Below are 23142 nucleotides of genomic sequence, written 5' to 3' on the forward strand. Positions count from 1 at the left end.
GACAAACCTGTGGCGTCGGCCACTCGGGCAAAGTACGTGGACGCTGGCTAACGACGGGCCTTGAGTATCTTCTTGGTGGCCCGGCGCAGCTGATAGATGCGCACGGTGCCCACCGCGACCGTCAGCAACCCGCCGCCGATGGCGGAGAACAGCAGCGCCACCCCCAGCGGCAGGTTCCATTCCCATGCGAGGAAGTGAACGGTCTCGGCGCCGGTGTTCTGCAGGATGAACACCAGCAGCAGGATCAGCACCAGGAACCCGATGATCAGCGCCGTCCACAGCGCCGCGGCGCGGGTGAACCCGGCGGATTTGACGGGCGGTGGCGGCGGCTCGTGGATGACGGCGTCCCCGTCCGGGATCGAGGGCAGAGGTGCGTGCGGCGCCGGTGACTGATCGCCGGGAAAGGCGCCGGAGCCGGGCCGGTCCGGCGATAGGGAGGGATCGCTGGTCATGGTTTCATCTTTGCCGTTTCGGGCACAGATTGAAACCACCTATGGCGTCACGGTGAACCAAACCGCGGCGTTCGGGTCCCGGGGCCGATAGTGTCCGGAGAGGCCAATGCGTTGGGAGGACATCCGCATGTCGAGCAGGCGTACACGGATTCTGGCGGTTCTGGTGGCCCTGGTGGCGCTCGTTGCCGGGGCCTGCGGCAGTTCCAACCCGGTCGGCGGGGGCACCACCGAGTCCACAGAGTCCGGGGACGCCAAGACGATCGTCGTGGGCTCCGCGGACTTCCCGGAGTCAAAGATCGTCGCCGAGATCTATGCGCAGGCGTTGGAGGCCAACGGCTTCACGGTGACTCGCCAGCTCGGTATCGGCAGCCGGGAGACCTACATCCCGGCCATCAAGGACCATTCCATCGACCTCATCCCCGAGTACACCGGAAACCTGTTGCTGTACTTCGATCCCGAATCCACCGTCACCACCCCCGCCGAGGTGGAAGCGGCGCTGCGCCGGGCGTTGCCGGGAGATCTGGCGATCCTGACGCCGTCACCCGCATCGGACACCGACACCGTCACGGTCACCGATGCCACCGCAAAGAGGTGGAATCTCAAGACGATCGGCGACCTGGCACCGCATTCGGCGGAGGTCACGTTCGCGGCCCCGTCGGAGTTCGCCGACCGGCCGGTCGGGCTGCCCGGGCTGAAAGCCAAGTACGGGTTGGACATCGCCCCGGGCAATTTCGTCGCCATCAGCGACGGTGGTGGACCCGCCACCGTCAAGGCGCTGGTGGATGGCACCGTCACGGCCGCCAACATCTTCAGCACCTCGCCGGCCATCCCGCAGAACAATCTGGTGGTGCTGGAGGATCCGGAGAACAACTTCCTGGCCAGCAATGTCGTTCCGCTGATCAGTGCACAGAAGACTTCGGACGAACTCAAGACCATCCTGGACGCCGTCTCGGCGAAACTCACCACCGAGGGCCTGACCCAGCTCAACTCCGAGGTGTCGGGCAACACCGGCACCGATCCGGATAAGGCCGCGGGTAAGTGGGTGCAGGACAACGGGTTTGACAAGCCCATCCAGGGCTGAGAAGTGATCCGCTTCGAGGGTGTCACCAAGCGTTATCCCGATGGCACCGTCGCAGTCGACGATCTCACCCTGGACGTGCCCGCGGGCACGCTGGCGGTCTTCGTCGGGCCGTCCGGGTGCGGGAAGACCACCTCGATGCGGATGATCAACCGGATGATCGAGCCCACGTCGGGCGCGATCACCGTCAACGACGCAGACGTGTCCAAAGTCGATCCGGTGAAGCTGCGGCTCGGTATCGGGTACGTGATCCAAAGCGGCGGGCTGATGCCGCATCAGCGGGTCGTCGACAACGTCGCGACCGTGCCGGTGCTCAAGGGCCAGTCCCGGCGGGCCGCGCGCAAGGCCGCCCTCGACGTCCTCGAACGCGTCGGGCTTGACCCGAAACTGGCCGCCCGCTATCCGGCGCAGCTGTCGGGCGGTCAGCAGCAGCGCGTCGGCGTCGCAAGGGCGTTGGCCGCCGACCCGCCGATCCTGTTGATGGACGAGCCTTTCAGCGCGGTCGACCCGGTGGTGCGCGACGAGCTGCAGGCCGAAATGCTGCGCCTGCAAGCCGAATTGCACAAGACGATCGTGTTCGTCACGCACGACATCGACGAGGCCGTCAAGTTGGGGGACAGGGTCGCGGTGTTCGGGCCCGGCGGCGCGCTGCAGCAGTACGATCCGCCGGCGCGGCTATTGTCCAACCCGGCCAACGATTTCGTGTCGGGCTTCATCGGCACCGACCGGGGCTACCGGGGTCTGCAGTTCTTCCACGCCAGCGGGCTGCCGCTACACCCGCTGCGGATGGTCACCGAATCCGAGATCGACGCACTGTCTCTCGGCCCTGGGGAGTGGGCGCTGGTGCGCAAGCCCGACGGCGCCCCGTTCGGGTGGATCGACGCCGGCGGGGTACAGGTGCACCGCGGTGGCGGATCCTTGTACGACAGCGTGATCGCGGGCGGATCGCTGTTCGCACCGGACGGCACCCTGCGCCAGGCGCTGGATTCGGCGTTGTCCTCGCCGTCGGGTGTCGGCGTCGTGGTAGACGGCGACGGCGTGGTGGTCGGCGGTGTGCTGGGCGCCGATGTGCTTACCGCACTGGACGAGCAGCGGAAGACCTGATGCGCTACCTGCTCACCCACCTCGACGATGCCTGGGCGCTGACGCTGATCCACCTGCGGCTGTCACTGATCCCGGTGTTGCTCGGGCTGCTGATCGCGGTGCCGCTGGGTGCGCTGGTCCGCCGCACCACCATGGTGCGACGGCTCACCACCGTCACGGCGAGCGTCATCTTCACCATCCCGTCGCTGGCACTGTTCGTGGTGCTGCCGCTGATCATTCCGACCCGGATTCTCGACGAGGCCAACGTCATCGTGGCCCTGACCCTCTACACCACCGCGCTGCTGGTGCGCGCGGTGCCGGAGGCGCTCGACGCGGTGCCTGCGCAGGTGCGCGACGCGGCCACCGCCGTCGGCTACAAGCCGCTCACCCGCATGCTCAAAATCGAACTGCCGCTGTCGATTCCGGTGCTCGTCGCCGGTCTGCGGGTGGTCGCGGTGACCAACATCTCGATGGTGTCGGTGGGGTCGGTCATCGGCATCGGGGGACTGGGCACCTGGTTCACCGAGGGCTACCAGGCCAACAAGAGCGACCAGATCGTCGCGGGCATCATCGCGATCTTCGTGCTGGCGATCATCGTCGACGCCCTGATCATGCTGGCGGGGCGGTTGGCCACGCCGTGGGTCAGGGCCAGGCGCCCGGTGGCCAAGGCGTCGGCATGAACTTCCTGCAGCAGGCGCTGGCCTACATCTTCACCGCCGCCAACTGGGGTGGCCCCGCCGGGCTCGGCGCGCGGATCCTCGAACACCTGCAGTACACCGCGGTGGCGGTGGTGGTGTCGGCGCTCATCGCGGTCCCGGTCGGAATGCTCATCGGGCACACCGGACGCGGCACCTTCCTGGTGGTCACCGGGGTCAATGCGCTGCGCGCCTTGCCAACCCTCGGGGTGCTGCTGCTCGGTGTGCTGCTATGGGGTCTTGGCCTGGTGCCGCCGACCGTGGCGCTGATGCTGCTGGGCATCCCCCCGCTGCTGGCGGGCACCTACGCAGGGATCTCCAACGTGGACAGGGACGTGGTGGACGCCGCCAGGTCGATGGGGATGACAGAGTCGCGCATCCTGCTGCGGGTGGAGACCCCGATCGCGATGCCGCTCATCCTCGGCGGTTTGCGCACCGCCACCCTGCAGATCGTGGCGACCGCCACGGTCGCCGCCTACGCCAGCTTGGGCGGGCTCGGCCGCTATCTGATCGACGGCATCAAGGTGCGGCAGTTTCACATCGCACTGGTCGGTGCGTTGATGGTCACCGCGCTGGCGCTGATCCTGGACGCGGCGCTGGCACTGGCGGTGTGGCTATCGGTGCCGGGGTCGGGACGGTTCGGCCGGTCGGGCCGGATGCCCAGGATGCCACAGCCGCTGCTCGGCGACGAGGTGGCCCTCGAATCGGCGCCGCGCGCCGGTTCGCGGGGGAAAGGGAGTTCGCCAGCAGCCCACGAACGGGCGGGTCCGTCGCCTACGGTAGACGGGTGAGCGGAGCTGATGCGAGTGGCGGCACCTGGCCGGCGATACTGACGTGGCAGGCCCATGACGTGCCGAGGATGGAGTCCGTACGGGTGCAGTTGTCCGGCAGGCGGATCAAGGCGTACGGGCGGATCGTGGCGGCCGCGACCGCATCCCATCCGGCGTTCTCCTCCTCCTACGACCTCGTCACCGACGAGAGCGGCGCCACCAAACGGCTGTCGCTGACCATCACCCTCGCCGAGCGGGAACGCCAACTCTCCATCGCCCGCGACGAGGAGAACATGTGGCTGATCCAGGATCACCAGAATCAGACCAAACGTGCGGCCTATGACGGCGCGCTCGACGTCGACGTGATCTACAGCCCGTTCTTCAACGCGCTGCCGATCCGGCGCACCGGGCTGTACGAACGGACCGACACGGTCACCCTGCCGGTGGTCTACGTCCGGTTGCCCGAACTGTCCGTGGAGCAGGCGACCATCAGCTACAGCAGCATCGGGCCCGACCGTGCGGCCGGCATCAAACTGCATTCACCGGTCGCCGAGACCACGATCACGGTGGACTCGGACGGCTTCCTGCTGGACTATCCAGGACTGGCAGAGCGGATCTGATCACGCCGCCCGCCCGGCCCGCGGCGGCGAGTTCGCCCCGCCAGTTCTCGGCGCCGATGACGGTGGCGATGATCTCCTGGCGGTGGAAGTTCTCGTAGCGCGTGCGGGCGGCGTGGCCCGCGTCGACGAGGTCGGCGACGGAGCCCTGGTCGGCAAGCGCCTGGCGTGCGTTGGTGAGCTGCGCGATCGCCCGATCCAGCGTGGGTAGCAGCTGGCCGGCGTTCGCCTCGCACATGGCGCGCACCAGGTCCGGCGCCGTCCCAGCGACCCGGGTGCCGTCCCGGAACGAGCCCGCGGCCAGCGCGAACGCCAACGGCACCTCGGCGGCGGTGAGGGCGAGCGCCTCGGCGAACAGGTGCGGCAGATGTGAGATACCCGCCGCCGCCGCGTCATGCTCGTCGGATCGGGCGGGAACCACCACCGCCCTGCAGTCGAGAGCCAGCCGCATCACCGCGGCCCAGACGTCGGGGGCCACGTGGTCGTCGACGCTGATCACCCACGGCGCGCCGACGAACAGGGTGGCGCTGCCTGCCGCCCATCCCGAATGCGCGGTCCCCGCCATCGGGTGGCCGCCGACGAACCTGTCCAGCAGCCCGGCCGCCTGGACCGCCTCCAGCACGGCCCCCTTCACGCTGGTGACGTCGGTGAGCGCACAGTGGGGCGCGACGTCTTGAACATAGCCGAGCAGCATCGGCAGGGCGGGCACGGGAACCGCGAGCACGATGAGGGCGCCGGTATCGGCCGCCCGGCGCAGCGTGTCGTCGAGGTTCTCAGTCACGTCGAACCCGTCCGAGCGGGCGGCGGTCACCCCGTCCATGGAGCGGTTGTAGCCGAACACCCGATGCCCGGCGGCCGCCGCCGCACGCATCACCGAACCGCCGATCAGGCCCAGACCCAGTACGCACACGGGCGTCTTCATCACGATCCAAGGTTGGCACACCCGCCTGGGGCACCCCCGCGCGGGCGATTCGCCCGGTTGGGGGCCAAACGGGGGCGGATCTGGTCAATCCTGCTGGTCGGCGACTAGCGTAGGCGCACATGGGAGCGCAACGTGCACCTGCGCAGGACCAGGGGAACGACATCCCCGACGGCTTCGGCGTCGCCGTCGTGCGAGAGGACGGCAAGTGGCGCTGCTCGGCGATGCGGCGCGCCTCGCTGAACAGCCTCGCCGCCGCGGAAACCGAACTGCGCGAGCTGCGAAGTGCGGGCGCGGTGTTCGGGCTCCTCGACGTCGACGACGAGTTCTTCGTGATCGTGCGGCCCGCTCCCGCCGGGACCCGACTGCTGTTGTCGGATGCGACGGCGGCGCTGGACTACGACATCGCCGCGGAGGTGCTCGACAAGCTCGACGCGGATATCAGCGCCGAGGATCTCGACGACGCGGAGCCGTTCGAAGAGGGCGACCTGGGGTTGCTCGCCGACGTCGGTCTGCCCGAGGCGGTGCTCGGCGTGATCCTCGACGAGACCGACCTGTATGCCGACGAGCAGCTGGGCCGGATCGCCAGGGAGATGGGCTTCGCCGATGAACTCTCCGCGGTGCTCGACCGCCTCGATCGGTGAGTTTCCCCACCGATGAGGAGTTGATCCGCGCCGCCCTGTCGGCTGCCCGCTCCGTCGGTCCGCGGGATGTGCCGATCGGGGCGGTGGTCTATTCGGCCGACGGTCGCGAACTGGCCAGGGTGGGCAATGCCCGGGAGGAGTCGGGTGATCCCACCGCGCATGCCGAGGTGCTGGCCCTGCGTGCGGCCGCGGTTGCGCTGGGGGAGGGTTGGCGGCTGGAGGGAGCGACGCTGGCCGTCACCGTCGAACCCTGCACGATGTGCGCGGGCGCGCTGGTACTGGCCCGGGTGGCGCGGGTGGTGTTCGGGGCGTGGGAACCCAAGACCGGGGCGGTCGGCTCACTCTGGGATGTGGTACGCGACCGGCGGCTCACGCACCGCCCCCAGGTGCGCGGCGGGGTGCTTGCTTCCGAGTGTGCGGCGCCGTTGGAGGAGTTCTTCGCGGGCCAGCGATGAGCGCTCGCGCGAAGAGCCGACGGCCAGCGATGAGCGCTCGCCGAGTGTGCAGCCTGGGCGACGACACGCCGGGGAGGCCCGCCGTGGGTGCGCACCCGCCGTAGTGGAGCTGCGGGTGGAGCCGCGTCAGGCCCGCGATTAGGGCGTGTCACTCTCGGCCGGTAAGCTGCCACACGGTGGCGTGTCCGAGCGGCCTAAGGAGCACGCCTCGAAAGCGTGTGTGGGGTAACCCCCCACCGAGGGTTCAAATCCCTCCGCCACCGCCATAGCCCCAGATCCTGCGATGCAGGTGAGGGGCTATTTTTATGTTCGCTGACCGTTCGCTTGCCGACCTGCTGCCCACGCTTTGCCCTCGGTCACGTATCAGAGCTGATATTTCTCGAAGTCGTCGAGTCCTGTCGGCAGTCCGACGCGCATCATGAAGCGCGCGAATGCCTGACCTAGATGTTCCCGGTACGGACTGCCGAGACCGACGAATCCGTTGTCGGTCGCCAGTCGCTCGCGGTCAATCGTGTACAGCTCGCGGAAGTTCACAATCGACCAGTCGTCGAATGCGATCTCCGATGGCGGCACAACAAATTCGGCGACAGCCAGTCCGTCCGCGAGCTCTTTGCGGTAACCCTTTCCGCGAAACTTGCCGCCGCGCTGGTCCGCCACCTCGCGGTAAGGATGGACTTCGGCGACCAGCAGCCTTGTCTGTGCTGGCTTCCGGATGTCACACGATTGCGTCAGAACGATGGCGTCGATGAATCGCACTGCGATGTCGAGTTCGTCGGGCGTCGAGTCCTCGGTTTCCTCGAAGACCCGCGCCCCGGGCAGGATGCTTCCCTGCTCCAGGGTGTCGGTCTTCTCATACCAGCACCCGTACTTGTCGGTGTCGCCGTCCTGGTCTTCGTTGGCCGGATCAGTCGTCATGGAGGCTAGCGCCTCCAGACCTGATGGTCCTCGTCGGTGTACCTGCGCTGCTTCGCCTTGTCGTCGCCGTGGATCCGAACCTTGACGTCGGCGTAGTTGCGCGCGAGCGGCGGGTACTCGCCCGCGTCGTCCGTGTATGCGGTCGGCTCGTCGTCGCCGAGACAACTGCTCAGCGCTTCTTTCCAGTCACCCAGAACCGATCCGATGATGCGGGTGATCTCGGAGAGCGTACTTTCCGCGCTGCTGTGGAAGTCGCAATGCCTGCCGAGTGTGTCAATACCAATGCCCGGGGAGACGAGTGCCCGCATCGGTTTAACGTCGGGCGGTCGAGCCTCGGTGCTGAAAGCGCTGCCGAACATCATTACGCCGTGCGACGCGGCTAGATCGCTTATCCATAGATCCGCGAGCGCTGTGTTGTACGCGCGGATCTGGTCGCGCGTACGTGCCGCAATGCGGTCCGCGAGTTCCGCTGGAGGTTGTGCGAAATACGGGAGGTCGATCCCCGACATGACTAAGCCGCCGCCGATGCCGACAACGACGGGTTCGACTGTTGCGTGCGGTCCTGAATCTTGGGATGGCGTACCGCCGTGCACGATGTCCGGCAGCACGTCGATTACGGCATCGCTGTCGTCAAGCGATACACGGACGGATCTGGTCGTATCGGTGTCATCAAGCCATCCGAGGATCGCTCGCTTTGGACCGCTGTACTGCTGCATTGTCTTGGCAGTTGTGTTCATTTGAACAACTCTCTGCATTTGTCAGTGATGCTCGACTCGAATTCGTGGTTCTCCCAACGGTGGAGCTCTCCGGCGAGCTCGGCGAGCATTTCAAAGCTCGCATCGCTCGGCGCTGGGACCTCAAGGTCAATGTCGAGAATGAACGCGGACTCTCCCTCTACTCCGTGTCCGACGACGCTAGCGAAGGTCACGGTCGTGGCGATAGAAGTCTGCGGAGATCTCGACTGCGACCGTGACATGAAGCCATGTATCCGCGCGTCTGGCTGGTGTGTGGTCACGATCGGGATCGTGAAATAGTCTGTCGTGTCAATGCTCTCGGCGGGTATCTCGATCCTGTTGATATAGCGCAGGCTCACGGTCTTTGGTGTGAATTCGGCGACCTCGTCTTTATAGATGTCCAGCGCTGATCGGAATCGCCGCTGCAGGCTGTCCCAATTCTCGTACGGCGGAAGGGCATTGACGCTCACGCAGGATTCGTTCGCTACGAGCCGTCGATTCTGTTCCCCATTTGAGAAGATGAATCGCTGGCTACCCCGCATGACTTGGACGTCGCCATCGTTCTGGTCAAAGGTCGCCTCAATTGCGCTCTGGGCCTTTGGTTCGGCCGGATATTCCTCTCGGATGCGACCATAGAGCAGACCTGGGGTAGCAGCGGACCACGAAACAGGCTTAGCGAAAGCAACCTGACAGATCACCTCGGCGATCGGCGGGTTCGGGTACTCGCGGCGAGGCGCTACGTCGTCAGTCACGGCGACACTCCCCTTCCCCTCGTTTTGCCCGGTCAACGAAGGTGATCCGAGATTACCCTCGGCGAACCCTCGTGGCTGTGCGCGCCGGTCGGCGCGTCTATGGACATTATGAATAACGTCGGTGTTGTGCCGGTTCGTTCCGGCGGAACTTGCTGCCGCAGGTCACAGGCTTCCCGAGATGGCTCTAATGTGCCATAACCGGAATGTCGTCTTGCCGGTCCCGGTCGCGCCGGCGAGGATCAGGAGGTCGCGCGCGGAAAGTTGCAGCATTGCGTCGCAGTGCGCTCAGGCCAACCAGGGACCATGCCCGCGTGCCCACATTCTGCCCACAGTTGCCTGCTATTCAGATGCATACCGAGTGAACAACAGTGATGTGTTTATGCAGCTAGAAGTCATCTCAGGCTTCTGATGTGGGGGGCGGATAGGGTTCAAATCCCACCGCCACCGCCAGCTCCCCTCCCGGTCGGCCTTCCGCGACGTGTCGTACCCCCGAGTTACGGTCGCGGCCATGGTCCTTTCACGCCCGACGAATGGGCGCACGGGTGATCGGGTGTTCCACGCCGGTGTCGTGTTGCTCGGCGTCCTTGTGGTCCCGATCGTTCTGCTGACCGTTGGCTGGTCGGTGTTTCATTGGCGTGGCTTCTGGCAGGTGGCGGCTCAGCCGCTGGCGACACTCGGGGCGACGGCGGGTGTGCTGGCGGGCGCCCTCGTGGCGTATCACGGCGCCATGCAGGGCCGGTCGCTGGAGAAGCAGCGGCTGCTGGCCGACCGGAAACAGCGCCTGCACGATCGCTTCTCCGACATCGCCGCCCATCTGTCCGGCGGGTCGGAATCGCGCGGCTTCGATCGCATTGCCCGCGTCCACGCCCTCGCGGCACTGTGCGACGACTGGGGCGCGCTGCGCGGCATCGACCCCGCCACCGGCAGGGAAGCCGCCACCCAGCAGCAGGTGTGCGTGGACCTCTTCAAGGAGATGATCCGCCAGCCACAGCCCGACGACGACCGGCTGGCCGATCTCACTCAGCGAAGCCAGCTCTCCGCCGAGCAGCACGAGGACCTCGCCATCCGGCAGACCATCGTCGAGATCATCCATACCCGCCTCAACGGCGATGCCGGAGCCGACTGGGGACACCTCGACTGCAGCCTGCGATATTCACGGCTGCGCTGGGCGCGGTTCCACGAACGCACGCTGGCCGGGCTCGATCTCCGGAACGCCGTGCTGGATCGGGCGGACTTCACTCGCTCGACGTTGATCGGGGTGGACCTCGCGGCATCGAGTGCACGCTTCGCGAACTTCGAGCGGGCCAATCTGCGACGGTGCATACTGCGGTCCACTTGGCTGCGCGGGGCTAGGTTTGTCGACGCCGACCTGACGGGTGCCCGTTTGGATAACGCGCAGCTGTATGAGACTCGCTTCGACCATGCCGATCTCAGCGATGCGAGTTTGGCCTACGCCACAACGGAATTGGTCGATCCGGGTCAGGGGGCGCGCACAGTCGGGCTGACCGCTTACACCGATGGGGTGCGGCCGGTGAAGTATCACCTGCCCGACCGGATCTCGCCCGGTGGTGTGGTCGCCACCTTCAACGAGGCCAGATTCCACGGCGCCGATCTGCGCCACGCCCGCCTCGTCCACGCCGACGCCTGCGGGGCACATTTCTGCCACGCCCAACTGCAGGGCACCGATTTCACCGCGTCGTATCTCGTCGGTGCCGTGGTCGTCCGGGCGCAGCTGGGCGGAGAGCGGCGCCGCCCGTACCTGCCCGCGTCGTGGGAGGGGTTGCCGGATTGGCCGACCCTTCTGCCGTTGGGTGACAACGCCTTGCGGGGGGCCGTGTTCTACGAGACCGACCTGCGGACACACGACCCCGGTGACCTGACGCGGCGCGGCGCCGAACTGGCCGACCCGATGCGGCTGTTCAGCATCCACAGCCGCTGCTACGGCTTCCGCCCCGCCGCGAGCGAGGACGGTCCAAGCCGGGCTCGCGCCCCTACAACGAAGGCCGCGCGGAATCCCGCCCTCGGCACCACCCCGGACACCGACGCGACCTACCCAGCGAGCGCCTGACGCAGGAACTCTCCGGACACCGAGATCGCCGGTGCGGAGGTGTCGCCGCCGACCACCAACGTCGCGAACGCGATATCGCCCGCGATCCCGGCGAACCAACCGTGCGAATGCGTGTTGTCGCCGAACTCGGCGGTGCCGGTCTTACCGCCCAGCCCGTCGATGTCGCTGAGCGCCGACGCGGTTCCCTCGGTGACCGTCAGGCGCATCATCGCCCGCAGGTCGTCGACGATGTTGGGCGGCAACTGCACCGGCGGGGTGTCGGCGGTGGTCTTCTCGCCGTCGATCAGGCTCGGGGTGATCGTCGACCCGTGTGCCAGGCTGGCCTCGGCGACCGCCAACCCGAACGGTGTCACGGTGACCGACCCCTGCCCGATACCGTTCTCCACCCGCTGCGCCGGGGTGTCGGCGTTGGGCACCCGGCCGGTCACCGTGGTCAGTCCGGGGACGACGTAGTCGACCCCGATGCCGAAGTCTCGCGCGGTGTCGGTCAGAGCGTTGGGCGGCAGCCGGTCGGCCAGTGCACCCATCGTGGTGTTGCAGGACCGCGCGAACGCCGTCGACATCGGTACCGTGCCGAGGTCGAACTCGTCGTTGTTGGGGATGGTGCGGTTCTCGATGGTCAGCCGCCCCGGGCAGGCCACCGGCGTGTCGGGGTGCACGAGATCGGCCTGCAGCGCCGCCGCGGTGGTGATGGTCTTGAACGTCGAGCCCGGCGGGTAGAGGCCCGAAAATGCCAGCGGCCCTTGGGCATCCGCGGCGTCGTTCTGGGCTGCCGCGAGGATGCCGCCGCTCGAACCCGAGATCGCTACCAGCACGGTGGGCAGGGTCTCGGTGGCGACGGCCTGCTGTGCCAGCAGTTGCAGCCGTAGATCGAGCATGGTGCGCAGTGGTTCGGTGGGTCCGTGCGGCGTCCACACCAGTTCCTCGCTGGGGGCGCCGGAACGGTCGACCAGCGACACCGACCAGCCTGCGGACTTGTTGATCCAGTCGTGCCAGACGTTCGGCAGCTCGCCGATCGCCGGTGAGGAGAGCTCCGGATTGGCGGTCAGCAGGTCACCCTGCTCCCTGACGCTGACCCCGGGAATCTGGGTGAGCTGGTCCGACACCTGCGCGAGGTCGGACTCCCGCAGCCGCATCACCGTCACCGCGGGTTCGGTGGTCGAGTCGAACTGCTGGGCAATCCATTCCGGCGTGACGGGGTCGAACCGCGACAGCACCGCGGCCAGATCCGGTGCGTAGTTGAGGTGGACCCGTTCCAGGGTGACCGCGCCGACGTTCTGCCAGGTCATCAGCGGTTGGCCGGTGCGGTCCACGATGGGTGTCAACAGGTCGGCGTCCTGGCTGAACTGAAAGTTGATCCCTGGTGTCAGGTCGCGGTGCAGTAGGGTCGGCGCCCATGCGATCCGCCAGTCGTCGCCGTTGCGGATCGCCGTCGCGCTGGTGTCGTACCTGAACTCGCGGCCGTTCCCGAAGCTCCAGTGATACCCCAGTGTCGAGGTTTCGTCGTTGTGCGCGGGCGTGGCGGCGCCGGTGACCGTGACGATGACGGAGGCCGCCTGACCCATCCCGGCGAACATGCCGTCGATCGTCGCCTTGGCCGTGTCGGGGTCGTCGGTCTGCTCGGCCGCGGCGGCCGCGTCGCGCCGTTGAAGGGCATCGGCGAACGCTGCGAACCGGTCCTGGGGATCAGGCCCGAACAGGGAGCAGCCCGCCAGGCCGGCGACCAGAACACAGCTCATCAGCCAGGCCAATGTGTGTCGACTCACCGCTACGACCTAACAGCGTGCTGGCGGGTGCAGGCAAATAACCGTGTCAAACCTACGGATCCCGCACCAAAACCGGTGATTCGGCACTTGTCTCGAATAAATCCCGGCGAATGAGGTAAGACGGATGCTGTGCGAAGTGGACGAGTGGGTGGCGCCTCCGGCGTCGCCGCGCCTCTCCACACATGAGACCGAAAATTTGGGCAAGGGGCGTGAGATGAGTCTGTACGCAGTAGTCGATCCCGCAACCGGGGATACGGTGCAGGAGTACCCGACCGCGAGCGACGAACAGATCGAGGAGGCGCTGGCCGCGGCGGCCAAGGCCTACAACGAGTGGTCGAAGTCGACGTCCGTCGCCGACCGCGCTGCGCTGATCCGCAAGGTCGGTCAGCTGCACAGCGAACGGCGCGAGGAATTGGCCAAGATCATCAACCGTGAGATGGGCAAGCCGATCGACCAGTCGCTGGGCGAGGTCGACTTCTCGGCCGCCATCTACGAGTACTACGCCGACAACGCCGAGAAGTTCCTGGCCGACGAGCCGATCGAACTGCTCGACGGGGAGGGCTCCGCGGTGATCCGCCGCGGCCCGGTCGGCGTGCTGCTTGGCATCATGCCGTGGAACTATCCGTACTACCAGGTGGCCCGGTTCGCGGGGCCGAACCTGACGCTGGGCAACACGATCGTGCTCAAGCACGCGCCGCAGTGCCCCGAGTCGTCGGCCGCGCTGCAGAAGATCTTCGACGACGCCGGCTACCCGCCGGGCGCCTACGTCAACGTTTACGCCACCAACGAGCAGATCGCCGACGTGATCGCCGACCCGCGCGTGCAGGGCGTCTCGCTGACCGGCTCCGAGCGTGCGGGCGCCGCGGTCGCCGAGATCGCGGGACGCAACCTCAAGAAGGTGGTGCTCGAACTCGGCGGATCCGACCCGTTCATCGTGTTGAGTTCCGACGACGTCGACGCCACCGTGGAATCGGCGATGGCCGGCCGGTTCGAGAACACCGGCCAGGCCTGCAACGCGGCCAAGCGGTTCATCGTCGCCGACACCGTCTACGACGACTTCCTGGACAAGTTCACCAAGAAGGTCTTGGCCGCTGCCGACGGGCTCGCGCCGCTGTCGTCGGTGGCCGCCGCCGAACGCCTCGAGGAGCAGGTGGACCGTGCCGTCAAGGGTGGTGCCAGCCTGGTCTCGGCCGGTGAGCGTAAGGGCGCCTTCTTCCCGCCCGGTGTGCTCACCGGAGTCACCAAGGATTCGCCCGCGTACAAGGAGGAGTTGTTCGGCCCGGTGGCCACCGTCTACAAGGTGTCCTCCGAGGACGAGGCCGTGGAGGTGGCCAACGACACCCCCTTCGGGTTGGGGTCCTACGTCTACACCACCGACTCCGACCAGGCCAAGCGGGTCGCCGACAAGATCGACGCGGGCATGGTCTTCGTCAACTGCGTCGGCGCCGAGGGCGTCGAGCTGCCGTTCGGCGGGGTGAAGCGGTCCGGCTTCGGCCGGGAATTGGGCCGGTTCGGCATCGACGAGTTCGTCAACAAGAAGCTGATCCGCATCGTCTGAGCGCGCTCGTCACCCGGGGTGCTTGGCGCGCACCCACTGCACGGAGCCGAAGTTCGAGGTGCGCACGCCCACGAAGCCGCGCGCCTCGAACAGGTCTCCGAGTTCGTCCTCGTCGAAGATGTGGGCGCCGCTGTTCGGCAGCTTGGTGAGCAACCGCGCGGCCCGTCCGACGGTGGGCACCATCACGGCGACGCGTCCCGACGGCCGGAGCACGCGGGCGATTTCGGCGACGGTGGCGTCGAGATCGGGTATGAGCTGAAACGCAGCGATCGACACCACCGCGTCGAACGAGGCGTCGCGGAACGGAAGCCGCTGGGCGTCGGCGCGCACGAATCCGACCTGCGGCCCGGCTTCCGCCCGCACCGCACGGGTCAGCATGGGTTCGGAGATGTCGACGCCGAGGGCGAGCCCGCCGGTCCCCGCCGCGGCAGCCAAGGCGGAGGTGACGTTGCCCGGACCGCAGCCGATGTCCAGCGCGGTGCCGCCGGCGGGGATGTTCAGCCATTCGGTGGGCTGGTGCCACAGCGTGAACACCTTGCGCCCCAGCGCCTGGGCGTTGTCGTAGAGCCGCGAGCCCAGCGGCGAGGCCCACAGCGCCTGTATCCGGCCGGTGTTCCGCGGCGCGGCTTCGGTCTGGTCGCCGAGCAGGTCGAGATAGCCCTTGCTGACGTCGGGATTCGCCGGGGGTTCGATCAGCAGATCGAGCGCCCGGCTCAGCGCGGGAGGCAGAGTGATATTTGTATCGGTCACCCTTCCCAGAGTGGCACGGACCCGCGGCGCCTATGGGACGCCGCTGGTCGGGCCGATCTGGAGGGCTATGGGCAGGTGACCACGATCTCGAACGGTTTGTTCACGGGCTGCATCGGGTTGGCCATGTCGACGCCGGTCGCGGTGCCCGAGATGGTGTAGGTGCTGCCGTCCTTGGTCGCGGTGGCCTCGCCCTGGCCCGCGCCCTGCTGGTAGCCGAGGGTGACTCCGTTGACGTTGCCGAGGCCGACGGACGAGACCGTCGGGGAGTCGCCCTCGCTCACCACGGCGGCGATACCGGTGGTGGCTTCGCCGATCGCGATGTTGACGTTGCCGCCCATCGACGCGCAAACGATCGTGCCCTGCACGTTCTGATCCTGCCCGTCGATGCTCACCTTGGGGGAGCCCGGCGCGGCGGCGGCGCTCGCGCTGGTGGTCTCCTCGGCTGTAGTGGTGGCAGCGGCGGCCGTCGTTTCGGTCGTCGTTTCAGAGGACGACGAACTCCCCGATGAACAGCCGGACAGGCCGGCGACGACGATCGCGGCGCCGCCGACGGAGATCAGAAATCCACGCTTCACGACTTGTCTCCCTTGGTCACGTGGCCCGTCGACGTCGGCGGACCATCCCGAGCAGTATGGGGGTTGCTGCGCACGGGCAGTGCGGAATTTGCTGCAAACGTGCTGACATCGAAACCGGATAGGGACCTCCACGGGGGTTCGGCGAGAGGTGCTGTTGAATAGGCCGGTGCCCGATCAGTTCTGCTCCGATCACCCTTTGCTGCTGCGATGAGCTTCTTCAGCGTCGAGGCCGAACTTCCGGGCAGGCTCGGCCGCGTCGGCGTCATCCGAACACCCCACGGCGATATTCACACCCCCGCGTTCATCGCAGTCGGCACCCAGGCCACTGTCAAGGCCGTCCTCCCGGAGGCAATGAAAGACCTTGGCGCACAAGCCGTTCTCGCCAATGCCTATCATCTGTACCTGCAGCCGGGTCCCGACATCGTCGATGCCGCCGGGGGACTGGGCGCGTTCATGAACTGGCCGGGCCCGACGTTCACCGATAGTGGTGGTTTTCAGGTGCTTTCGCTCGGCGCCGGGTTCCGCAAGGTTCTCGCGATGGACGCCGAGCGCCTGCAGGCCGACGACATCATCGCCCCGGGCAAGGAGCGACTGGCGGTGGTCGACGAGGACGGTGTCAATTTTCGTTCACACCTCGACGGTTCGACGCACCGGTTCACCCCGGAGGTATCCATCGGAATCCAGCATCAGCTGGGCGCCGACGTCATCTTCGCGTTCGACGAGCTGACGACGTTGGTGAACACCCGCGGCTATCAGGAGGAGTCGGTGCTGCGGACCCACCGGTGGGCCGAACGCTGCCTGGCCGAACACCGCAGGCTGACTGGGCTACACCCGGACCGGCCGGCGCAGGCCCTGTTCGGGGTGGTGCAGGGCGCGCAGTACGAGGACCTGCGGCGGGCGGCCGCCCACGGGCTGGCGACGATCGGCGACCGGCCGGGGCCCGCAGAAGGGCTGAGCTTCGACGGCTACGGGATCGGCGGCGCGCTGGAAAAACAGAACCTGGCGACCATCGTCGGATGGGTCAGCAGCGAACTGCCCGCCGACAAGCCGCGCCATCTGCTCGGCATCAGTGAACCCGACGACCTGTTCGACGCGGTGGCCGCCGGCGCGGACACATTCGACTGCGTCTCACCCTCGCGGGTGGCGCGCAACGCGGCGGTGTACTCACCGACCGGCCGGTTCAACATCACCAACGCGAAGTACCGGCGCGACTTCACCCCGATCGACGCCGAATGCGACTGCTACACCTGTGCGCACTACACCAGGGCCTACATCCACCACCTGTTCAAGGCCAAGGAAATCCTGTCCAAGACGTTGTGCACGATCCACAACGAGCGGTTCGTCGTACGCCTCGTCGACCAGATCCGGGAATCCATCACCGCAGGCGAATTCGACGAACTCCGTGCCCACGTCCTCGGCCGGTACTACCGCAGCTGACCGGGCGCTTCTTCGACGTCGGCCCGACGCCGGCCCGTCTCGCGCCGAGATCCACGATTTGCAGGCAAACGACGAGTGGGTGCATGCAAAACGTGGATTTCGGCGCGGTGGATGGTGGATGGTGGACGGTGAGCTACGCCCTCGCTCACAGCGGATTGAGGATCCGCTGCAGGAACTGCCGGGTGCGCGCCTCCTTCGGATTGCCGATCACGTCGGCGGGATGTCCCTTTTCGAGGATCACCCCCTGGTCGGTGAACAGCACCTGATCGGAAACCTGTCTGGCGAACTGGATTTCGTGGGTGACGATGACCAGCGTCCAGCCTTCGACCGCCAGATCCTTGATCACCGAAAGCACTTCACCGACCAGCTCGGGGTCCAGCGCCGACGTGGGCTCGTCGAACAACACCACCTTGGGCCGCAGCGCCAGCGCCCTGGCGATGCCGACGCGCTGCTGTTGCCCTCCGGAGAGCTGATAGGGATACTGGTCCCGTTTGTCGGCCAGCCCCACCTGTGCGAGAAGGTCGATCGCCTCGGCCTCGACCTCCGCGGCGGGCCGCTTCTGCGCGATCAGCGGCCCCTCGGTGACGTTCTGCAACACCGTCTTGTGCGGAAACAGGTTGTGCGACTGGAACACAAACCCGCTCTGCGCGCGGTATCGGCGAAGCTGATCCTTCGACACCGGCCGCGAGAAGTCGATCTCGGTGTCACCCACGCGGATCACCCCGGCGTCGGGGACGTCGAGCGCGTTGAGTGCCCGCAGCAAAGTCGTTTTGCCCGACCCAGACGGGCCGATGATCGTCGTCGCGGTGCCCCGCGCGACGCTGAACGACACCCCCTTGAGAACCTTGTTGTCGCCGAAGGCCTTTTCGACTCCGTCGGCCACCACCCGGTACTCGATGGCATCATCCTGATGATTGGTCATCGGGCCACATACCTTTCCAGCCGGCGCTCGACACGGCTTTGGCCGAACGAGAGCACCAGGCAGATCACCCAGTAGTACACCGCCGCGGTGCCGTACAGCGCGAAGAACTCGAACGTCGGTGCGGCCGCGATCTGCGCGGTACGCAGGAGTTCGGTCACCAGGATCGTCGAAGCCAGCGAGGTGTCCTTCACCAGCGATATCAGGGTGTTCGACAGCGGTGGCACCGCCACCCTGGTGGCCTGCGGCAGGATGATCCGTCGCAGCGCTCCGGTGTAGTTCAGGCCGATGGTCTCGGCGGCCTCCCACTGCCCCTTCGGGATGCTCTGGATCGCCGACCGGATGATCTCGGCCGCGTAGCCGCCCACATTGAGGCTGAACGCAATGACCGCGGCGGGGAACGGGTCGATCTTCACCCCGAGTTCGGGAAGGGCGTAGAACACGATGAACAACTGGACCAGCAGCGGCGTACCCCGGATGACAGAGATGTAGAACCGCGCGACGTTGTGGATCAAGGTATTTGACGACAGTCGCGCCAGCGCCACCACCAGCGCGATCGCCAGCCCGATGACGAAGCTGATGATGGTCAGCGGAATCGTCATGGTGATCGCGGCCTTGGCGAGCGGCCACAGGTTGGCGGCGATCAGCTGCCACGTGGAGCGGTGCGCCGGTTGGCCGTCGGCGGGTGCCGGTGCGCCGGTGACGTTGGCCTTCAGGTACTTGTCGGAGATGCCCGCCAGGGTGCCGTCGTCACGCAGCTCGTCGAGCGCCTTGTTCAGGTCGGGCAGCAGGCCGCTGTCCTTGCGGGCGGCGAATCCCTGCTCGCTCTTCTCGCCGGTGTTCCCGGCGATCTTGACGGTCGTGTCGCCGGTCTCGGCCAGGTAGGCGTACACCGCGATGCTGTCGTTGATGACCAGGTCCACCCGGCCCTGGTTGAGCAGCTTGATGGCCTGGGTGAAGCCCTCGACGGCCTCGACGGTGGCTCCGTGGTCGCGGGCGACCTGCGCCCAGTTGCTGGTGGCCGTCTCACCGGCCACCTTGCCCCTGATGTCGTCGAGCGAGCTGATCGAATCGTCGTCGGCCCTGGTGACGATGACGCCTTCGCCGACCGAGTACGGTTCGGAGAGGTCGTATTTCGCCTGACGTTCCGGGGTGATGGTGACCTCGTTGGCGACGACGTCGAATCGGTTGGCCTCCAGCGCGGCGAAGATGGAATCCCATGGCGTCTCGACGAACTCGACGTTCACACCGAGTTTGTCCGCCACCGCGCGGGCGACGTCGACGTCGTAGCCGGTCAGCTGGCCGGTCGACGGGTCGTGGTAGCTGAACGGTGCGTAGACCCCCTCGGTGCCCACCCGCAGCACACCCGATGCCTGGACCGGATTCTCGTCGCCGGTGGAACCCGTCCCGCAGGCGGCGGTCAGCAGCGCGGCCAGGAGGACGAAAGCGAGCAGCGCTCTTCGCCAGTAATGCATCACCGGCGCAACCTAGCAATGACATGAGCGCTGCCCAAGGGTTCTGCTCACTCGGCGCACGAAACCCGGCGGGCCGAGGCTCAATCCGGCCGGTAGATCCACGGATTCCGGGGCAGCCGCGCCGGATCGAATTCGGCCACCATGCCCTCGGGGGAGTCGGCCGCGAACCCGAGCGAACCGGCGATCTGCGCCAGCGCCCGCGGCGCGCCGATCTCGGCCAGCGTGACGGCGCCGTCGCGTTTGGCAAGCCGGGCGCCGTCCTCGTTGAGCACCAAAGGCACATGTGCGTAGACCGGTTCGGGATAGCCGAGCAGGTTCGCCAGGTAGGCCTGCCGGGGTGAGGACGAGAGCAGATCATCCCCGCGCACCACCTGGTCGACGCCCTGGGCCGCGTCGTCGACGACGACGGCGAGGTTGTAGGCGGGCACCCCGTCACCGCGCCGGACCACGAAATCGTCGACGATGCCGGTGTATTGGCCGTGCAGGAGATCGGCCACCCAGTAGACGAAGGTGTCGGTGCGCAGGCGCAGCGCCGGCGGCCTGCCCGATTCGGCGCGCCGGGCCTCGCGTTCGCCGTCGGTGAGGTCCCGGCAGGTGCCGGGATAGGCGCCCTGGGGTGCGTGCGGCGCCTGCGGCGCCTGGGCGATATCCCTTCTGCTGCAATAGCACTCGTATACCTGACCGGTGCTCACCAGGTGGTCGATCGCGGCGTCGTAACGCGGGCGGTGCGCCGACTGCCACTCCGGGGGTGCATCCCAGGTCAGTCCGATCGCCGCCAGGTCGGCTACCTGCCGCTCCCCGATGTCGGAGAACGTCCGGTCGTCGAGGTCCTCGACGCGCAAGAGGAAGCGACGCCCCGTCGAGCGTGCGAACAGCCAGGCCAGAACCGCCGTACGCAGGTTGCCGATGTGCAGATCGGCCGACGGGCTCGGCGCGAACCGGCCCGCGCCGGGTGGCGGTGTCACGGGGGTGCTCCCGTCATGAGCCGGCCAGTGCGGCGACGAACTCGGCGCAGAACCAGTCGACGTCCGACATCGAGAACACCAGCGGCGGACGGATTTTCAGGACGTTTCCGTCGTGACCGCACACCGAGATCAGTACCCGCCGCTGCCGCAGCGCGTTGACCAGATCCCGCGCGCCCGCGCGGTCGGGCGTCTTGGCGTCGGGGTCCGTGACGATCTCGACGCCGACGTACAGACCCGCCGCACGCACGTCCCCGAGCCGGGCATGGTTGGCGGCGATTCCGGCGAGTTCGCCGCGCAGCGCGGCCCCCACCCGCTGCGCGTTGGCCAGCAGCCCCTCATCCTCGATCACGTCGAGCACCGCCGCGGCCGCGGCCATCGACACCGGATTGCCGCCGAATGTGTTGAAGTACGGCACCTTTTCGGCAAAGGTTCGCAGGACCTCGGCGCGAGCGGCCAGCGCCGCCACCGGCATCCCGTTGCCCATCGGCTTACCCATCGTCACCAGATCGGGAACGACGCCGTGTCTGCGGAAGCCCCACATCGCGTCGCCGGTGCGGGCGAATCCGGGTTGCACCTCGTCGGCGATGAACACCCCGCCACGGGCGCGCACCAGACCCACGGCCGGAGCGAGCACCGAGGGATCCGGGTAGATGCCGTCCGAGGAGAAGATGGTGTCGACGATCAGGCAGCTCACCCCGGATCCCGCCGCCTGCAGGTCGTCGGCGGCCTGCGCGACCTCCTCGGAGAACCACTGGGCGCGTTCAGCTTCCGGCACCCGATAGCTGTCCGGAGGATCTACCAACCGCACGTGGGGGCCGACGGTCGCCGCCCCGCCCAGCGACGGCGAGATCGCCGTCACGGCGGCCGTGTTGCCGTGGTAGGCGTCCCTGGTGATGATGATTCCCCTTGCGCCCGTGTGCATTTCGGCCACCCGCAGCGCGAGGTCGTTCACCTCCGAACCGGTGCAGGCATACATCGCCTGGTCGATCTCGGCCGGCAGCGTCGCCAGCAAACGCCGTGAATAGTCGACGATGCCGTCGTGCAGATAGCGGGTGTGGGTGTTGAGCGTCGACATCTGGCGGGTCACCGCGTCCACCACCCGCGGGTGGCAGTGCCCGACGCTGGCCACGTTGTTGTAGGCGTCCAGGTAACGCACCCCGTCGGCATCGAACAGGTGGCTGCCCACCCCGCGCACCAGGTGCACGGGGCGGTCGTAGAACAGCCGGTATGCGGGTCCGAGCATCCGCTCGCGGGCGATGATCAACGGGTCCTCGGCCGGGTCATCAGTCGCGGGTGAGTAGCTGTTCGAGTCCATGATGTTGGAGAAACCCACGCCCGCTCCTCGGTTCTTTGGTCTGGTTTCGGGGTCGGCCACGGTATCCACGATGACGCTGTCATTCTTACTTCCGTGAAACGCCAGGTCAAACGGCACACGATGAGGTTCTTGCCAAGGCAAGTAGATTTTTTGGTCTGCTCGATCGCGCCAAATGGGGAACACTGTGACCATGTCAGGACTGCCGCCCGACCATGACGCCTACGCCAGGGCGGTGCTGCCCGCCTTCGGCCGCGACCCGGACAGCCCGTTACGGCTGCTGAGCCTGTCGGAGAACGCCACCTATCTGGTCGACGACGACGATCCGATCGTCCTGCGAGTACACCGTCCCGGCTACCATTCGCTGCCCGCGATCCGGTCCGAGCTGAGGTGGATGGCCGCGCTGCGCGCCGAGACGACCGTCGTCACCCCGGAGCTGATCCACGCGGCCGATGGAACCGACGTGCTGCCCGCCGAGGTCGGCGGCAACACATTGCACGTCGACGCGGTCACCTTTGTCCCGGGCTGCACGGCCGAAGAACAACCCGACGCCGTCGGCTTCGACGAGCTCGGCCGGATGACGGCCGTCATGCACGAGCACGTGCAACGCTGGCGGGCGCCGGAGTTCTTCACCCGGTTCAGCTGGGACGTCGAGGCCACCCTGGGCGCAGGGGCGCGGTGGGGGAACTGGCGCCACGCACCCGGCCTGTCGGAACGCGACACCGTACTGGTCGAAAGAGCAGCAACGGAGGTGGCTCGCCGCCTTGCCGGGTTCGGCTGCGGCCCAGACCGTTTCGGTCTGATCCACGCCGACCTGCGGATGGCCAATCTGATGGTCGACGGCAAGGGCGGTCCGATCACGGTCATCGACTTCGACGACTGCGGGTGGTCGTGGTACCTGGCCGACCTGGGCGCGGTGGTGTCGTTCATCGAGGACACCCCGGAAGCCGAGCGGATGATCGCCGACTGGCTACGCGGCTACCGGGAACGTCGCGACCTGCCCGCCGAACACCTCGACATGATCCCGACATTCGTCATGCTGCGGAGGCTGATGCTCACCGCGTGGGTGGCCTCGCACTCCGACGCCGACCACGCGATCGCCTTCACCGACGGGTTCGCCTCCGGCACAACCCAGCTGGCGCAGCGGTACCTGTCGGATCCGGACTGGCTGGCCGACGCGGTCGCCTCGTCACAGGGGTGAGC

At 67.2% G+C, this 23142-nt stretch carries 23 protein-coding genes and 1 tRNA gene; 12 read left to right on the forward strand and 12 right to left on the reverse strand.

Annotation, left to right across the window (positions count from 1 at the left end; genetic code table 11):
- Positions 1–47 precede the first annotated feature (47 nt).
- On the reverse strand, positions 48–452 hold the full coding sequence (locus ADBZ6K_RS04275; RefSeq protein ID WP_526344609.1) for a LapA family protein: 405 nt from the start codon (positions 450–452) through the stop codon (positions 48–50).
- Positions 453–579: 127 nt separating this feature from the next.
- Between ADBZ6K_RS04275 and ADBZ6K_RS04280 the strand changes: the two genes are divergently transcribed.
- The 5 genes from ADBZ6K_RS04280 to ADBZ6K_RS04300 are packed head-to-tail and all read left to right on the forward strand — an operon-like array spanning position 580 to position 4698.
- Positions 580–1533, forward strand: coding sequence for an ABC transporter substrate-binding protein (locus ADBZ6K_RS04280; protein ID WP_526344610.1), 954 nt, complete (start codon positions 580–582; stop codon positions 1531–1533).
- Positions 1534–1536: 3 nt separating this feature from the next.
- Entirely contained in the window at positions 1537–2634 is a 1098-nt protein-coding gene (locus ADBZ6K_RS04285; protein ID WP_526344611.1) for an ABC transporter ATP-binding protein, read from the forward strand.
- Positions 2634–3293, forward strand: a complete 660-nt coding sequence (locus tag ADBZ6K_RS04290; RefSeq protein WP_526344612.1) for an ABC transporter permease — start codon at positions 2634–2636, stop codon at positions 3291–3293. The genes ADBZ6K_RS04285 and ADBZ6K_RS04290 overlap by 1 nt, the downstream gene beginning before the upstream one ends.
- Positions 3290–4099 carry an ABC transporter permease gene (locus tag ADBZ6K_RS04295; RefSeq protein WP_526344613.1) on the forward strand — a complete coding sequence of 270 codons (810 nt, stop codon included), beginning with the start codon at positions 3290–3292 and terminating at the stop codon, positions 4097–4099. The genes ADBZ6K_RS04290 and ADBZ6K_RS04295 overlap by 4 nt, the downstream gene beginning before the upstream one ends.
- Entirely contained in the window at positions 4096–4698 is a 603-nt protein-coding gene (locus ADBZ6K_RS04300; protein WP_526344614.1) for a putative glycolipid-binding domain-containing protein, read from the forward strand. Before ADBZ6K_RS04295 ends, ADBZ6K_RS04300 begins: the two co-directional genes overlap by 4 nt.
- Here ADBZ6K_RS04300 and ADBZ6K_RS04305 read toward each other — a convergent pair.
- A complete protein-coding gene (locus tag ADBZ6K_RS04305; RefSeq protein ID WP_526344879.1) occupies positions 4640–5605 on the reverse strand; it encodes a prephenate dehydrogenase in 966 nt (321 codons plus the stop codon). The two genes, ADBZ6K_RS04300 and ADBZ6K_RS04305, sit on opposite strands and share 59 nt — an antisense overlap.
- 131 nt (positions 5606–5736) lie before the next feature.
- Here ADBZ6K_RS04305 and ADBZ6K_RS04310 point away from each other — a divergent pair, with 131 nt between their 5' ends.
- From ADBZ6K_RS04310 to ADBZ6K_RS04320, 3 genes are all read left to right on the forward strand, one after another.
- Positions 5737–6258, forward strand: a complete 522-nt coding sequence (locus ADBZ6K_RS04310; RefSeq protein WP_526344615.1) for a tRNA adenosine deaminase-associated protein — start codon at positions 5737–5739, stop codon at positions 6256–6258.
- Positions 6255–6713 carry a nucleoside deaminase gene (locus tag ADBZ6K_RS04315; protein WP_526344616.1) on the forward strand — a complete coding sequence of 153 codons (459 nt, stop codon included), beginning with the start codon at positions 6255–6257 and terminating at the stop codon, positions 6711–6713. Before ADBZ6K_RS04310 ends, ADBZ6K_RS04315 begins: the two co-directional genes overlap by 4 nt.
- A 175-nt stretch (positions 6714–6888) precedes the next feature.
- Positions 6889–6979, forward strand: a tRNA-Ser gene (locus ADBZ6K_RS04320).
- 97 nt (positions 6980–7076) lie between these two features.
- Here the strand turns inward: ADBZ6K_RS04320 and ADBZ6K_RS04325 are convergent.
- From ADBZ6K_RS04325 to ADBZ6K_RS04335, 3 genes are read right to left on the reverse strand one after another with little or no spacing between them, the layout of a single operon-like run.
- The gene (locus ADBZ6K_RS04325; RefSeq protein ID WP_526344617.1) at positions 7077–7628 is read right to left on the reverse strand and encodes a hypothetical protein; all 552 of its coding nucleotides are present in this window, start codon (positions 7626–7628) and stop codon (positions 7077–7079) included.
- A gap of 5 nt (positions 7629–7633) precedes the next feature.
- On the reverse strand, positions 7634–8365 hold the full coding sequence (locus ADBZ6K_RS04330) for a hypothetical protein (protein WP_526344618.1): 732 nt from the start codon (positions 8363–8365) through the stop codon (positions 7634–7636).
- Positions 8362–9114: a TIGR04255 family protein gene (locus ADBZ6K_RS04335; RefSeq protein WP_526344619.1), complete on the reverse strand. Its 753-nt coding sequence runs from the start codon at positions 9112–9114 to the stop codon at positions 8362–8364. The genes ADBZ6K_RS04330 and ADBZ6K_RS04335 overlap by 4 nt, the downstream gene beginning before the upstream one ends.
- Before the next feature lie 508 nt (positions 9115–9622).
- Between ADBZ6K_RS04335 and ADBZ6K_RS04340 the strand changes: the two genes are divergently transcribed.
- Positions 9623–11182 carry a pentapeptide repeat-containing protein gene (locus ADBZ6K_RS04340; RefSeq protein ID WP_526344620.1) on the forward strand — a complete coding sequence of 520 codons (1560 nt, stop codon included), beginning with the start codon at positions 9623–9625 and terminating at the stop codon, positions 11180–11182.
- On the opposite strand, the gene ADBZ6K_RS04345 is transcribed toward ADBZ6K_RS04340, so the two are convergent.
- Positions 11164–12921 (reverse strand): penicillin-binding transpeptidase domain-containing protein, encoded by a 1758-nt coding sequence (locus tag ADBZ6K_RS04345; protein ID WP_526344880.1) that lies wholly within the window; start codon positions 12919–12921, stop codon positions 11164–11166. The genes ADBZ6K_RS04340 and ADBZ6K_RS04345 overlap by 19 nt on opposite strands.
- Positions 12922–13162: 241 nt before the next feature.
- Between ADBZ6K_RS04345 and ADBZ6K_RS04350 the strand changes: the two genes are divergently transcribed.
- Positions 13163–14506, forward strand: coding sequence for an NAD-dependent succinate-semialdehyde dehydrogenase (locus tag ADBZ6K_RS04350; RefSeq protein WP_526344621.1), 1344 nt, complete (start codon positions 13163–13165; stop codon positions 14504–14506).
- A gap of 9 nt (positions 14507–14515) precedes the next feature.
- Here ADBZ6K_RS04350 and ADBZ6K_RS04355 read toward each other — a convergent pair whose 3' ends face one another.
- Positions 14516–15256: a class I SAM-dependent methyltransferase gene (locus ADBZ6K_RS04355; protein ID WP_526344622.1), complete on the reverse strand. Its 741-nt coding sequence runs from the start codon at positions 15254–15256 to the stop codon at positions 14516–14518.
- 65 nt (positions 15257–15321) lie between these two features.
- Positions 15322–15831: a lipoprotein LpqH gene (locus tag ADBZ6K_RS04360; RefSeq protein WP_526344623.1), complete on the reverse strand. Its 510-nt coding sequence runs from the start codon at positions 15829–15831 to the stop codon at positions 15322–15324.
- A gap of 207 nt (positions 15832–16038) precedes the next feature.
- On the opposite strand from ADBZ6K_RS04360, the gene tgt reads away from it, so the two are divergent.
- Positions 16039–17268 carry a tRNA guanosine(34) transglycosylase Tgt gene (gene tgt / locus ADBZ6K_RS04365; RefSeq protein ID WP_526344624.1) on the forward strand — a complete coding sequence of 410 codons (1230 nt, stop codon included), beginning with the start codon at positions 16039–16041 and terminating at the stop codon, positions 17266–17268.
- Positions 17269–17413: 145 nt separating this feature from the next.
- Here the strand turns inward: tgt and ADBZ6K_RS04370 are convergent, their stop codons facing one another.
- The 4 genes from ADBZ6K_RS04370 to ADBZ6K_RS04385 form a co-directional block, all read right to left on the reverse strand.
- On the reverse strand, positions 17414–18190 hold the full coding sequence (locus ADBZ6K_RS04370; protein ID WP_526344625.1) for an amino acid ABC transporter ATP-binding protein: 777 nt from the start codon (positions 18188–18190) through the stop codon (positions 17414–17416).
- Complete coding sequence (locus tag ADBZ6K_RS04375; protein WP_526344626.1) at positions 18187–19662, reverse strand: ABC transporter permease subunit; 1476 nt, start codon at positions 19660–19662, stop codon at positions 18187–18189. Before ADBZ6K_RS04375 ends, ADBZ6K_RS04370 begins: the two co-directional genes overlap by 4 nt.
- Positions 19663–19742: 80 nt before the next feature.
- Positions 19743–20627 carry a tRNA glutamyl-Q(34) synthetase GluQRS gene (gene gluQRS / locus ADBZ6K_RS04380; protein ID WP_526344627.1) on the reverse strand — a complete coding sequence of 295 codons (885 nt, stop codon included), beginning with the start codon at positions 20625–20627 and terminating at the stop codon, positions 19743–19745.
- 13 nt (positions 20628–20640) lie between these two features.
- On the reverse strand, positions 20641–21960 hold the full coding sequence (locus ADBZ6K_RS04385; protein WP_526344628.1) for a class-III pyridoxal-phosphate-dependent aminotransferase: 1320 nt from the start codon (positions 21958–21960) through the stop codon (positions 20641–20643).
- Positions 21961–22132: 172 nt separating this feature from the next.
- On the opposite strand from ADBZ6K_RS04385, the gene ADBZ6K_RS04390 reads away from it, so the two are divergent.
- On the forward strand, positions 22133–23140 hold the full coding sequence (locus tag ADBZ6K_RS04390; RefSeq protein ID WP_526344629.1) for a phosphotransferase enzyme family protein: 1008 nt from the start codon (positions 22133–22135) through the stop codon (positions 23138–23140).
- Positions 23141–23142 lie beyond the last annotated feature (2 nt).

The sequence above is a fragment of the Mycobacterium sp. genome (genome assembly GCF_044223235.1).
In the GTDB taxonomy this organism is placed as follows: Bacteria; Actinomycetota; Actinomycetes; order Mycobacteriales; family Mycobacteriaceae; genus Mycobacterium.